The sequence below is a fragment of the Novosphingobium aureum genome, from assembly GCF_015865035.1.
Taxonomy (GTDB): domain Bacteria; phylum Pseudomonadota; class Alphaproteobacteria; order Sphingomonadales; family Sphingomonadaceae; genus Novosphingobium; species Novosphingobium aureum.
Window position 1 is genome coordinate 224,113 of record NZ_JADZGI010000002.1, and the last position, 13,255, is coordinate 237,367.

Annotated in this window: 11 protein-coding genes and 1 tRNA gene; 7 read left to right on the forward strand and 5 right to left on the reverse strand. The window is 65.5% G+C overall.

Features of this window, described 5'->3' with window-relative positions; all coding sequences use genetic code 11:
* Nucleotides 1-116: 116 nt before the first annotated feature.
* The 3 genes from I5E68_RS14175 to I5E68_RS14185 form a co-directional block, all read right to left on the reverse strand.
* Nucleotides 117-1,460: an ATP-binding protein gene (locus I5E68_RS14175; RefSeq protein WP_197165146.1), complete on the reverse strand. Its 1,344-nt coding sequence runs from the start codon at nt 1,458-1,460 to the stop codon at nt 117-119.
* Nucleotides 1,460-2,188 carry a response regulator transcription factor gene (locus tag I5E68_RS14180; RefSeq protein WP_197165148.1) on the reverse strand — a complete coding sequence of 243 codons (729 nt, stop codon included), beginning with the start codon at nt 2,186-2,188 and terminating at the stop codon, nt 1,460-1,462. The genes I5E68_RS14175 and I5E68_RS14180 overlap by 1 nt, the downstream gene beginning before the upstream one ends.
* A 421-nt stretch (nt 2,189-2,609) precedes the next feature.
* Nucleotides 2,610-4,427, reverse strand: a complete 1,818-nt coding sequence (locus tag I5E68_RS14185; protein ID WP_197165150.1) for a sensor domain-containing diguanylate cyclase — start codon at nt 4,425-4,427, stop codon at nt 2,610-2,612.
* A gap of 242 nt (nt 4,428-4,669) precedes the next feature.
* Here I5E68_RS14185 and I5E68_RS14190 point away from each other — a divergent pair, with 242 nt between their 5' ends.
* Both I5E68_RS14190 and I5E68_RS14195 read left to right on the forward strand, forming a co-directional pair.
* Nucleotides 4,670-5,209, forward strand: a complete 540-nt coding sequence (locus I5E68_RS14190) for a hypothetical protein (protein ID WP_197165152.1) — start codon at nt 4,670-4,672, stop codon at nt 5,207-5,209.
* A gap of 131 nt (nt 5,210-5,340) precedes the next feature.
* Nucleotides 5,341-6,492, forward strand: coding sequence for a glycosyltransferase family 4 protein (locus tag I5E68_RS14195; protein WP_197165154.1), 1,152 nt, complete (start codon nt 5,341-5,343; stop codon nt 6,490-6,492).
* 7 nt (nt 6,493-6,499) lie between these two features.
* On the opposite strand, the gene I5E68_RS14200 is transcribed toward I5E68_RS14195, so the two are convergent.
* Nucleotides 6,500-6,808, reverse strand: a complete 309-nt coding sequence (locus I5E68_RS14200) for a hypothetical protein (RefSeq protein ID WP_197165156.1) — start codon at nt 6,806-6,808, stop codon at nt 6,500-6,502.
* A gap of 128 nt (nt 6,809-6,936) precedes the next feature.
* Here I5E68_RS14200 and I5E68_RS14205 point away from each other — a divergent pair, with 128 nt between their 5' ends.
* The 5 genes from I5E68_RS14205 (at nt 6,937) to I5E68_RS14225 (ending at nt 11,413) form a co-directional block, all read left to right on the forward strand.
* Nucleotides 6,937-8,259, forward strand: a complete 1,323-nt coding sequence (locus tag I5E68_RS14205; RefSeq protein ID WP_197165158.1) for a replication-associated recombination protein A — start codon at nt 6,937-6,939, stop codon at nt 8,257-8,259.
* Nucleotides 8,220-9,149, forward strand: coding sequence for a hypothetical protein (locus tag I5E68_RS14210; RefSeq protein WP_197165160.1), 930 nt, complete (start codon nt 8,220-8,222; stop codon nt 9,147-9,149). The genes I5E68_RS14205 and I5E68_RS14210 overlap by 40 nt, the downstream gene beginning before the upstream one ends.
* A gap of 30 nt (nt 9,150-9,179) precedes the next feature.
* The gene (locus I5E68_RS14215) at nt 9,180-9,812 is read left to right on the forward strand and encodes a flavin reductase family protein (protein WP_197165162.1); all 633 of its coding nucleotides are present in this window, start codon (nt 9,180-9,182) and stop codon (nt 9,810-9,812) included.
* Between the two features lie 79 nt (nt 9,813-9,891).
* A tRNA-Thr gene (locus I5E68_RS14220) sits at nt 9,892-9,967 on the forward strand.
* Nucleotides 9,968-10,219: 252 nt separating this feature from the next.
* Nucleotides 10,220-11,413: an acyltransferase family protein gene (locus I5E68_RS14225; RefSeq protein ID WP_197165164.1), complete on the forward strand. Its 1,194-nt coding sequence runs from the start codon at nt 10,220-10,222 to the stop codon at nt 11,411-11,413.
* An 18-nt stretch (nt 11,414-11,431) separates the two neighbouring features.
* Here I5E68_RS14225 and I5E68_RS14230 read toward each other — a convergent pair whose 3' ends face one another.
* Nucleotides 11,432-13,174: a hypothetical protein gene (locus I5E68_RS14230; RefSeq protein WP_197165166.1), complete on the reverse strand. Its 1,743-nt coding sequence runs from the start codon at nt 13,172-13,174 to the stop codon at nt 11,432-11,434.
* Between the last annotated feature and the right edge of the window lie 81 nt (nt 13,175-13,255).

Consider the following 13,255-nt stretch of genomic DNA (forward strand, 5'->3'; position numbering starts at 1 on the left):
CGACGTGCTGGTTTGTGACGAAGTTTTGCTGCAGCGCACGATCGGGCGAAGCGCGAACACGCTTCGCCGACGAATATTTCGACAGCAGGGATTTCCGGGAGGAGCTAGCCAGCGACCTAGCCGCGGCCGCGTATGCCCTTGGCAAGCGGCAGGCAAACGGTGGCGCACAACCCGCCTTCAGCCCGGTTCTCGAGGTGCAACGTGCCGCTTTCCATTGCCACCGACTTGGCAACAATCGGCAGCCCCAGTCCCATTCCCGCAGTATCGCGCGAGCGCGCTGCATCCAGCCTGACGAACGGCTGCAAGGCGTCCTCGAGCCGCTCCTCGGGAATTCCGGGGCCGTCATCGGCAACCGCGATATGCACGTCCTCGGCAGTCTTCGTGACCCGCACCTGCACGTTGCCGCCGTAATGCAGCGCGTTCTGGATCAGGTTCGAGAGCGCGCGCCGAATCTGGATCGGCCGCGCGCGCACCACCGCGCTCGACGCTCCCTCGTAGACCGCACTTGCGCCATGGTCGGCAGCATCGTCGACAAGCGTCTGCGCCATGACCGCGACGTCGATCAGCTCGGCGGGAATCGCCTCGCCGCCGGTCTCGACATAGGCCTGGATCGATTCGATCAGCATGCGCATCTCGTCGATATCGCGCGAAAGGCCCGGGCGCAGGTCCTCGTCGGGCAATTCGTTGTCGAGCCGCAGACGCATCCGCGCGAGCGGGGTCTTGAGGTCGTGGCCGATCGCCAGCATCGTCTGTGTGCGATCGAGCAGCGAGCGGTGAATGCGCTCCTGCATATCGTTCATCGCCCGGATCAGCTGGCGCATTTCGTCGGGACCGCTTTCGGGGACCGGGCGGGGCGGCCCCGAACCGAACTGGCGAGTCGCGCCGATGACGGCGCGCAAGGGGCCGAGCACGGCGCGCAGCAGGATCCAGGCCAGCGCGAAAAGCAGCAGCGTTGGCAGAACCATGCTGACCAGCCGCCCTGCGGTAAGCGTCCAGGCAGCGTTGGCATGGGTATGGAAACGCAGCACGCTGCGGTCTCCGAGCTGCATCGAGCCGCCGATATTGCCGCGCCCTGGCAGCTCCTCGAGGTGCAGTTCAAGGTCGGCGCGCGCCAGCGCGGGCTCGATCTCGACCACCTGCGCGCGCAGGTTGGCAAGCCCCAGCGCTCCGCGATAGCGCGTCGAGGCCGGGATCCATTCGAGCGCGAAACGCCCGGTGCTGAGCGCAGCGGCGACCTGCGGACGACTTTCCAGCGGCACGCGTTCGAGCGAACGTGAGGCAAGCAGCAGGTTTTCGGCGATGCGCTCGGCATCGTCGCGCCGCAGCTCGAACGAGTCGGTGCTCTGGAACAGCAGCGTGTTGGCGGCAAAGTCGACCACCACCACGAACAGCAGCACGGCCAGCAGGCGCTCGGTCAGGCCGAGGCGGCGTCGAACCAGCCGGAGAAGCCCCTGCAGCATCAGGAGCGGGTAACGTCGGCCCTGAACATGTAGCCGACGCCGCGCACGGTGACGATGGGCGAGTCGCCGCCCTCGGCCTGCAACTTGCGGCGCAGACGCGAGACGAGCACGTCGATGCTGCGATCAGAGCTGTCCCCGATCCGCGAGCGCGACAGCTCCATCAGCCGCTCGCGCCCAAGCACGCGCTGGGGATAGCCGACGAAGGTGGACAACAGATCGAACTCTGCCCCGGTGAGATCGACAATCACCCCGTCGGGCGAGCGCAGTTCACGCCGCGCCAGCGACAAGTGCCAGCCATCGAAGGTGATCGAATCCTGGCTGCGCATTTCCGCCCCGCCCTCGGCGACGGCCTCCTGCCCGGCACCGCGACGCAGCACCGCGCTCACCCGCGCGGCCAGTTCGCGGGTACTGAAGGGCTTGGCAAGGTAATCGTCGGCGCCCAGCTCGAGGCCAAGCACGCGATCTTCCTCGCTGCCGCGCGCGCTGATGAAGATGATCGGAATGTCGCTTTCGCGGCGCAGCTTGCGGAACAGGTCGAAGCCGCTGGTTCCGGGCAGCATGATGTCGAGTACCACGAGGTTGACCGGAGACTCATTGAGCGTGACCCACATCTCGGCCCCGGTCGCCGCAGTCAGCACCGTGAAGCCGCTCTGGCGCAAGGCACGCGCGGTCAAGGTACGCAGGGCACCGTCATCCTCGACCAGCAGGATTGTGGCTGGAGCCGACATCGAACTACTTGATAACCCCGGCCTTGCGGATTCACTCATCTGGGCAACTTCTCTGGGCGCAATATAGGAGCGCCGACGCGGTAGCGCAAACCGCATCGGCGCCGCGGTCGAACCCGGGGGACAGGTTGCGACCGACAAGCGGAACGCGCCCTGCAGGCGACCAGCTCCGCTCCCCTCTTTGCTTGTGCGCGAGCCCCGTGACAAGCCCCGGGCTCTCCACAGGAATTCGCAACTGCGGCCTCGCAGCGGGCCGCTTGAACGACGAGTACGCCCGCGAGAGCAGGCGTTATCCTGCACAGCCTGCCCTCGGGTGATGTCCCATGCACGTCTGAACCGTGACGAAGTCTTGCCAGCCCCATGTTCGGCCCGGCTCTGCGAAGGTGGCCCGGGTCGCCGGCCCATAACGGACCTGCGGCCGCGTTCAGACCTGGGCGCGCGAAGCCTTGCGCTCTGCAAGGTCAATGAAGCCGTCGACCTTACCCGCCAGCGGTACGCAGCCAGGTGCGACCATGACCCGGTCCCGCCCACCGTCCTTCGCGGCGTAGAGTGCCTCGTCGGCCAGACGATAGGCATCGCGGAATTCCATCTGCGGCTCGATTTGTGCCACTCCGATCGAGACGGTGACCGCGCGTTCGCCAATGATTGCGGCGTGGTCGCAAGCCCCCAGTTCGCGGCGCACGCTATCGGCGAAGCGCGTCAGCGCAAAGCCCTCGAGCCCGCTGATCACAAGCGCGAATTCCTCGCCGCCCAGCCGCGCGACCTTGCACATCTGCCCTTCCCACAAGGACAGTCGCCGGGCGAGGCCGACCAGAACCTCGTCACCGGCCTCGTGACCGTAGCTGTCGTTGATCGACTTGAACTTGTCGATGTCCACGACCAGCAGGCCGAGCGGTCCGCCCTCGCGCCGGACCTGCACGAGCATCGGCTCGAAGGCGTCGATCAGTCCGCGCCGGTTGCGCAGGCCGGTAAGCGGATCGCGCCGTGCCAGCTCGCGCGCCTGTGCCGCGGACTTGCGGGCGATATCGCGCTCGGTGCGAAGACGGCCATGGGCCTGCGAGGAGACTATCGAGAGCCACAGCGTCTGCCAGGTCGCCGCGCAAAGCACCACGATCTGCGAACCGCCGCCCCAGAACATGGTCTTGATGTCGACGAACTGGACCAGCGCCAGGACCAGCATCGGCAAGGCCCAGGCCCCGGTGTAGACGCGCGCCTCCGGGCTACCGCGCCGCCAGGCCTGGTGCAGGCAAAGCGCCACGACCACGATGTCGGCCAGAACCAGCAGTCCCAATACATCGGACAGGGCCATGAGCGGACCGCTGCGCACGATCGAAAGCGGGATACCGAGCAACCCGACGCAGATGCCCAGGGCGATGGCAGCAAGGCGCAGGACCCGGGCAAGGTATTCTTCCTCAATCGCGGTAACCGCACTGAAGGTCGCAAAGGCAATCGCGAAGCACGCCAGCGCGGTGCACAGCTGCGCCGAAGCCGCGCCGGCGATCCCGGGGAAGGTGATCAGCGCAAGCTGCGACCATACAGCGCCCCACGCCAGCATGGTCACGGCCCAGCAGGCCTGCCAGACCGAAAATGCCTTGCGCGAGCTGAGCGAGAGCGAGAAATTGTACAGCGCGCTGACCGCCAGCAGGGTGAGCGCGGCACCGATCACCACCGCAAGGCCGGTAGATTGCGCGCCTAGCTGCGCCGCAGTCAGCAGACGCAGGCGCAGCAGTTCGGCTGCGGCCGGCTTGTCGAAGCGTATGAATATGTCCGTGACCGCTACTTCGCGCTGGGGCGCATCGAAGGCGATCTGCCCGCCCGCGCGCCAGTGCGACCCGAAATCGCCCGAACGCACCGACTGGCGCCGCATGTCGCCATCGGCGTAGCGAAACCAGACACTGACCGCATCGTAGCGGGAGATGTGAACCATCAACGAAGGCGCCGCGGTCGGCCCCGGCGCACTGCCAAGCCACTCCAGCGGGTCGATCCGGTACCACAGGCTGCGTGACTGATAATCACGCGGTTCGCCGCTGCAGGTGAATTCGGGAATGCTGTTGTCGCCGCCTGCGGGAACCGGCGTCACTGCGTGACACGGCAGACGCACGTATCCCCCGGCCGGCGCCTCCGCCTCGTCCTGCGCCCGGGCGTGGACCGGCAGTGCCACGGCAAGCGCGAACGCGAGCAGGCCGAGCACCTGGCCGACCACCCGAAGAGTGCGGCGCCTTAGGCTGTCAAAGCATGTCATCCTGCCGTCCCTCTTGCCCCGAACCTGCCTTCAACTTTGTTACCGTGGCGACGCTTTCGACATCACGTCCCCATAGAAGGTGAACCCGCCCGCGCTCGCTCCAACCCATGCAACCTCCATTCACCCGAACGGTCCGAATCGCAATTCAGTTCGAGTTCACCGCGTTTGCATCATGTTCGCCCGACCACGAGCCCACCGAAACCGCCGTCAATTTGGTTGGCCAAGGAAGGGAACGCGAAGGAATGAAGAAACCGATCAAAAACATAACCATGCGCCTTGGCCTCGGCCTGGCCCTGTGCTCGGCGACACTAGTAGCCGCCTCGCCGGCCAAGGCCCGTGATCATTATCACGATCGCGGCAACGATGCTGCGATTGCGATCGGCGCAGGCGTACTCGGCCTCGCGCTGGGCGCTGCACTCGCCGACCGCGATGACCGCTATTATTACGACGAGCGTCGCTACCGCGCGCGGCGCTACGTAACCGTGCGAGGGCGCCCGGGGTACTATTACTATTATGCAGGCGCACCGCGTCGCTATTACCGCGATCGCTACTACAGCCGTTATTATGCCCCCTATCGGCGCAGCCACTGGCGCTCCGGGCGCGGCTGGCACGATGACCGCCGCTATCGCCGCTCCGACCGGGGCCACTATGCCAAGCGTCACTACGGTAAACGTCGGGGCTGGCGGGATGATCGCCACTACGGTCGGCACGATCGTCGCTATGACCGCCGCCGCGATCGACATCATGATCGACGCCACGACCGGCGACGCCATCGCCGCTGATACTGCCGCTGATACTTCAGCAAATCACCGGCCAGTCCCGGCGGCTCGTGCCGCCGCCGGGGCACTCGGCGCCAAAGCTGCACGCGAGCCCCCTCGCCAAGCGGCGCCGGTGCGGCTATGGGGCACCGATCATGGAAACTGCCGACCTGCGCATTGCCCTGTTTTCGGGTAACTACAACTATGTTCGCGACGGGGCGAACCAGGCCCTCAATCGCCTCGTCGGATACCTGCTGCGCCAGGGCGCGCAGGTCCGGGTCTATGCTCCGATGGTGAAAGAGCCGGCGTTCGAACCGACCGGCGATCTGGTGGGCATCCGTTCCCTGCCGATCCCGTCACGCTCGGAATACCGCATTCCGCTCTCCCTCTCGGGCAAGGCACGCCGCGATCTCAAGGCATTTGCGCCCAATATTGTGCACGTTTCCTCGCCTGACCCGGTCGGCCACCAGGCGGTGAGCTGGGCCCGCAAGCGAGACCTGCCGGTGCTGGCCTCGGTCCACACCCGTTTCGAGACGTACCTGCGCTACTACAACATGGCCTGGGGCGAGCCGGTGATCGAGGCGATCCTGCGTCGCTTCTACCGCCGCTGCGACGCACTGGTCGCGCCGTCCGAATCGATGGCGCAACTTCTGCGCGAGCAGCGCATGAACTATGACGTCACGATCTGGTCGCGCGGCGTCGACCGCGAGATCTTCCATCCCGGCCGCCGCGACCTCGCATGGCGCCGCCAGCACGGCATCGCCGACAACGAGGTCGCAATCGGCTTCCTGGGTCGCCTCGTCATGGAGAAGGGCCTCGACGTCTTCTCCGACACGCTCGACGAACTGCGCCGCCGCTCGGTTCCCTTCAAGGTGCTGGTCATCGGCGAGGGCCCCGCGCGTGAATGGTTCGAGAGCCGCCTGCCCGGCGAAGCCTTCGTCGGCTTCCAGCAGGGATCGGATCTGGGCCGTGCGGTCGCCTCGATGGACGTCCTTTTCAATCCCTCGGTGACCGAGACCTTCGGCAACGTCACGCTCGAGGCGATGGCCTGCGGCCTGCCGGTTGTCGCCGCCGCCGCGACCGGCAGCCAGAGCCTCGTCGACGACCGGGTCTCAGGCAGGCTGATCCCGCCGGGAGCGGTCCACCAATTCGCCGAGGCGCTCAAGGCCTACATCGAGGACCCTGCCCTGCGCATGGCGCACGGCTCTGCCGGTGAGGCGCGCGCGGCCGATTTCGGCTGGGACGCGATCAATGGTGCGGTCGCCCAGACCTACCAGCGCCTGATCCGCCAGCGCGCCCGCGGGTAACCCTGCCTCAGCGCAGGATACCGCGTGCGCGCATGCGCACCGAGAACCACAGCAGGAATACCGCGATCGCCCAGCGCGAACGCGCGAGCAGCAGGATCGAGCCAGCGAGCGCGCCCCATGTGCCGAGCGCCCAGCAGCCCATCAGCCAGAACGGGAAACTGTCGATATATTCGATCATCTGTGGGGGGAAGGCGGAAAGGTAGGTCGCGTTGCGCGTCGCGGTCATCGTGTAATCGAGACAACCGAAGGCGTTCCAGAGGCAGGAAAGACCCGCCACGACCCAGTACCAGCGCGGTGTCTTGAGCGTCTCGATCATCACCCGTCCCTCCATAATGCGGCCCTGCCCGGCCCGGCCCGGTCCGCACCAAAGTTTCTGTGCACGGCGAGGCTAGAGCCGCATCGCACGCGATGCAATTGCCGCGCCGAATGACTAGATGACGGGTCATGGCCGATCTTTTCGCTGACGAAATGCCCGAAGGCAGCGCCCCCGACCAGCCGCGCGAGGATGCCCCGCTCGCCGACCGCCTGCGTCCGCGCGGGTTGGACGAGGTCATCGGGCAGGAACATCTGACCGGCCCCGAGGGCGCGATTGGCCGCATGGTGGCCGCCGGCAAGCTTTCCTCGATCATCCTGTGGGGCCCGCCCGGCACCGGCAAGACCAGCACGGCGCGCCTGCTCGCCGATGCGGTCGGCATGCGCTTCGCGGCAGTCTCCGCCGTGTTCTCGGGCGTCGCCGACCTCAAGAAGGCCTTCGCCGAGGCCGAGACCGCGATGAAGATGGGTCAGCGCACGCTCTTGTTCGTGGACGAGATCCATCGCTTCAACCGTGCCCAGCAGGATGGTTTCCTACCCTTCGTCGAGCGCGGCACGGTGACGCTGGTGGGCGCGACGACCGAGAATCCGAGCTTCGCGCTCAACGCCGCGCTTCTCAGCCGCGCGCAGGTACTGGTACTCAACCGCCTCGACGAGGCCGCACTGACCACCCTGCTCGACCGCGCGGAAGCGCTGGCAGGCCCGCTCCCGCTCGACGAGGACGCGCGCGCTGCACTCGTCGCGACTGCGGACGGCGACGGGCGCTTCCTGCTCAATCAGGCCGAGACGCTCTATGCGGCAAGGATCGAGGCGCCGCTCTCGCCTTCGGAACTGGGCAAGTTCCTGCAGCGGCGCATGGCGGTCTACGACAAGGACCGCGACGGGCACTACAACCTCATTTCCGCGTTCCACAAGTCGGTGCGCGGCTCGGACCCGCAGGCCGCGCTTTATTACATGGCGCGCATGTTGGTCGCGGGCGAGGAGCCGCTCTACATCCTGCGCCGCCTCGCCGCGATTGCCAGCGAGGACATCGGCCTCGCCGATCCGCAGGCGATGGTCCAGGTCATGGCCGCAAAGCAGTCGTTCGAATTTCTCGGATCGCCCGAAGGCGAGCTGCCGCTGGCACAGGCCGTGATCTATTGCGCCAGCGCGCCCAAGTCGAATGCCTCGTATATGGCCAAAGCCGCAGCAATGGACCTCGCGCGCCAGACCGGTTCTGTCTCGCCGCCCATGAACATCCTCAACGCGCCGACCAAGATGATGAAGGAGCTGGGCTACGGCGCCGCCTACCATTACGACCACGACCAGCCCGATGCCTTCTCTGGCGACAACTACTGGCCCGAGAGCGTCCCGCCGCAGCAGTTCTACCAACCCAACGAACGCGGCTTCGAGCGCGACCTGAAGAAGCGGCTGGAATGGTGGCATCGCAAGCGCGCCGAGCGCCGGGGCGCGTGAACGCGCGGTTTCGCCACTTCATCGCGATCGACTGGTCGGGCGCGCTAGGCCCGCGCCAGAAGGGTATCGCGATAGCGCTTTGCGATCTCGATGGCCACGCACCACAACTGCTGCGCTCTCCCTCGCACAAGCTGTGGTCGCGCGAGGACGTGCTCACGCTGCTCGCCGATCGACTACCCGAGGATACACTGGTCGGCCTCGACCTCGGCATCTCGCTGCCCTTCGCCGACGCCGGAGCCTTCTTTCCCGGCTGGGACCACAGCCCCGCCGACGCCCGCGCGCTGTGGGCCATGGTCGACACGATCTGCGCCCATGATGCAAACCTTGCCGTGTCCTCCTTTGTCGATCACCCGGAGCTATCCGCCTATTTCCGCCGCCATGGCGGGCGTGAGGGGGTGCACTTCTCACTGCCGGGCGCCATGCATGGGCGCGGCCGGATGCGCGTTGCCGAGGAAGCGCAGGCCCGCATGGGCTGTCGCCCCTATTCCAACTTCAATCTCGTGGGCGCGGCACAGGTCGGGAAATCGAGCCTCTCGGGCATGCGCATGCTCCACCGGCTGACCGGTCGCCTGCCGGTCTGGCCCATCGATCCCCTGCCTGCGCGTGGCAGCGTGGTGACCGAGATCTACACCACGCTCGCCGCCGTTGCTGCCGGGCGCAGCGCAGGGCGCGCCAAGATCACCGATACCGTCGCACTGGACGCGGCGCTCGCGGCGCTGGATTCTCCGCCCGCCGCGCTGCCCGGCCCGGAGATCGACGACCACAGCGCCGATGCACTGCTCACCAGCGCATGGTTGCGCCTTGCCGCGCAGCGCGAGGAGCTGTGGCATCCGCAAGAGCTCACGCCCGACCTGGCCCGCCGCGAGGGGTGGACCTTCGGTGCGATCTGAACGATGACGCCTGCAAGGAGAACCTGACCCGTGGAATTCGACTTCAACACCCTTGCGCCTGCCGATCGCTACAAGCTGCTGGGATCGAGCGTGACCCCGCGCCCGATCGCCTGGATCACCTCGCAGTCGGCGGCTGGCGTGCGCAATGCAGCGCCTTTCAGCTTCTTCAACGTCATGGGCGCGAACCCGCCGCTGGTAGCGCTGGGGCTGATGCGCCGCCAGGACGGCACGCACAAGGACACGCCTGCCAACATCCTTGAGACCGGCGAATTCGTGGTCCATCTCGTCAGCCACGCGATGGCCGAGGCAATGAACATGACCTGCATCGATGCGCCGCCCGAATACGACGAGATCGACATGGCCGGCCTCGAGACCGTGCCATCGAGCCTCGTCACCCCGCCGCGCCTCGCCGGGGCACCCGTGGCAATGGAGTGCAAGCTGTTCCAGGCGATCGAGGCGGGCACCTCGACCATCGTGCTCGGCCAGGTCGAGCGCTTCCACATCGAGGACGCCTTCATCAATCCCGAGCGGCTCCACGTCGATACGCTGGGCATGGATCTCGTCGCGCGCATGCACGGCGGTGGCTGGTATTCGCGCCAGACCGACCTGTTCGACATGCCCCGGCCCAGCTTCGCGGACTGGCAGGCGCGGCAGGGCGACTGAGGCCCCTCATTTTTTTGCGCCTCGCCCGCACGAACCCGCTGGACCGCGAGGCGCAACCCTTGGTAAGGGGCGCGACTAGGCCGGCTTAGCTCAGTTGGTAGAGCACCTGATTTGTAATCAGGGGGCCACGGGTTCGAATCCTGTAGCCGGCACCATTTTCCAGTCAGTAGACGTAGCGGTTGACGGCGTCGCGGTAAGATTCGCCGCAGGCGGCGGTCTCTGCAGACCACATTGTCTTGCAAGGCGGCCGCGACCGCTTGCTCGCGAGAGTCGTGTCCCAAGCCACGACACATCGACTTTTTTAAAGCATTTTCATATACTTAAAAATGCATTTAAAAAGCACAATATCAATTGACAACAACCTCCCCCGATAGAAATTATACATCAGTCCATGGAGTTGAGACTCGATGTTCTTTTCAAAGCGTTCGTTGGCTTCGCCCGCTCCTGCAAATCATCACGAAATCCTGAAGTTTCACAACTTCGACGCCTTGCGCCTTTTTGCTGCAGCAGCAGTGATCTTCTCGCATGGTTTCCTGATCGCGGAAGGTACGGAGGATAACGAGCCTCTCCAGTTCGCAACCGGGGAAATATTGGGAATGTACGGTGTCTACACCTTCTTCATTCTCAGCGGCTTCCTCATCACGCAAAGCTGGATGCGCAAGCCCGACCCTGCCTGCTATTTCACTGGCCGCTTCCTGCGGGTCTACCCGGCCTATGCGGCAAGTATTCTTCTCGTAATTCTGGTCATCGCACCTTTGTGGTACCAGGACCGTCTAATCGACTACTTCTCCAACGGGCAGTTGCTGACGCCGATCCTCAAAGGGCTGGCCTTCGACTACAACGAATATTACGCCCCTGGAGTCCAGTTCTACGATGGCGATCAGAGTCTCGGAGGAGTGCTCAACGGCGTATTCTGGAGCCTGCAGACCGAGGTAATTCTCTACGTCATTCTTGCCGTGCTCGGCTCTTTCGGAATCTTGCGCTGGTACGTTGTACTTGGCCTCGCTCTGCTCACGCTCACGTGGCACCTCAAATTCTCGTATTTCAAGATCGTGTTCGGGGCCCACCACACCTTCGATCTATGGGGCTTCACGTTCGGTGCACCCGGTTTCTTTGCCGGCTCATTCCTCTACTTCTGGTTCTCGCGATACAAGGCCTCGGCGCGCATTGCGCTCGTATTTGGTCTTCTGGCCGTGCTACTCCCGTTTTTCGACCTGAGTGGCTACCTCCCGCCTGCCGCACAGTCCAACCAGCTTTTCCCCATCCTTGCCGCCTATCCGATCCTGTGGCTCGGCCATGCCGGGGCACCGAACCTGGGCAACTGGACGCGTTGGGGAGACCTGTCCTACGGGCTCTACCTGTTCGGCTGGCCGATACAGCAGGTGCTGCGCGCATTGCTCGGGCCGGGCTGGAATGGATGGGCCTTCTTTCCGCTCTCGCTGGCGGCGGGTCTCGCCGGCGCCTATCTCTCTTGGCGTTTCATCGAAGCCCCGGCGCTACGCTACAAGCGGCGGCTGCTTGCGCAAAGGCGACCTGTAGACGCACCGGCACCGGGCGATACGCCCCAGCCTGTTGCCGAGCCGCTCATCCAACCAGGCTGACGCCGGTCTCCCGCCATCCTACTTGTTGCGCTCGTAGAGGCGGCGGATGTCTGCCAGCGTGGTATCGACCGGACGCCGCTTGTCGCCCAGCTCTGATGCGGGCAGGTCGTCGCAGGCGCAGGCCTGTGCCGGATTCCCGAGAAAATCGTCAGCCAGCGGGATGACTTCGCTGGCCTTGCACTGCACCGGCAGGCCGGTGGATATGGGCTCGACGCCAATACCCGCCTCGCGCATGAGCTCGATGCGTGCATGGGCTGCCCCGAAGGCTGCGCAGTATGGCCCGCCGCGCGCTTTCACGCGCGCGATGTGCTCGCGCACCTGATGCGTGTCCCGAAGACCGTTGCGTACGGTGTTCGCGCTCACCACCAGCGAATTGAGCGCCAGCACCACAGCGCAGGCCCAGCCCAGCGTGGCCAGCGTGCCGCGTCCGGACAGTACCGCGCCGACAAGGCACAGGTAGACGCAGATCCAGAGCTGCGGGATGAAGCGCGGCCACCACATGTATGGCGTCACCAGGCTGGAGACGAGCAGCAGCATCGCCATCGGGAAGATCACCTGCACGGTCAGTTGCCCACCGCGCCCGGCCCAGCTCAAAGCGGCATTGCGCCTGGCCCGCAGGGCGAGCAGGGCAATCGCCAGCGCACAGAACAAGGTAACGCCGAAGATCGGCCCGAAACCGCCGACCGCAGCATCGGGCAGACCGCCTTCGGAAAAGTCGAAGAACGCCGCTGCCCCGCCCGCGAAACCGCGTACGAAAACCGAAAAGGTCGTGCCGAAGAACACCACGATCGCGGGCAGCGCGCGTACGCCGCCCGGCAGCAGCGCCTTGTTCACTCCATAGGCATCGGTGCCCATGACCGGGTAGAAGGGATGACCGAAGTCACGCCAGTTCGTCAGGTATGGGAAGCTGCCAAGGACGAACACCACGCACAGCAATGCGCCCAGCAACACGAACCCGAGCGTAAGCGCCGCAGCGAACCGCCGCTGGAATGCCATGGTCAGACACAGTGCGGCCGAAACCGCCCCGAAAATCGCGATCGCGTTGAACTTGGTATCGACTGCAAGCACCAGACAGGCTGCCGCGCAGGCAAGCGTATCCATGCGGCGATGGCGCAGGGCCACGATCAGCAGTCCAACGAAAGCCATGGCCAGCGCTGCAACCAGTCCATCGACGTAGTGCGAACGCAACTGCTCGATGTAGATAGGCGAAGCCGCTGCCAGCAGTGCCATCGGTGCCGCGCCGCGGCGTGCCAGCCCTTCGCCGCGCAACAAGGCGTACCAGATTGCCGGAACGGCGATGCCGGGTAGCCAGGTGATCCCCTTGGCCGCTGCCAGCGAGAGGCCGGTACTGCGCACCAGCGCGGTCAGCAGCGGTGCCCCGACCGGGTAGTGCTGCGGCCAGATCAGGATCGTCACCTGCGGCGGGGCGTAGGCGGCATAGGGTTCACGAAACGGATTCCAGCCGTGCACCAGTGCATAGATGGTGTCGTAATGGTATTCCTGACCATCGTAGCTGCCGTCGATGAAAAGCGAGGCGGCTGTCAGCGCCAGGCCGAGCACCACGGTCGTAATGACCGCCAGAAACAGCCGCGTCGGTGCATCGTCCCCACCCAGATATGCCCCGAGGCCGATCGCACCCGCGAGTATCGCTCCAGCCATCGTCGGCAGGGGCGACAGGCCTGCCACCAGCGCCAGCGACGTCGCCGACATCGCCATGGCCAGCGTGATCAGCAGCGCCTGTCCCGCGCGAAGGCCCAGCAAGGCCGCTGAGGACAGGCACAACGGGGCGCAAGGCAGCCCACTCAAGACCACAGAGGAAAACGATTTCAATCGGGCAAGCGC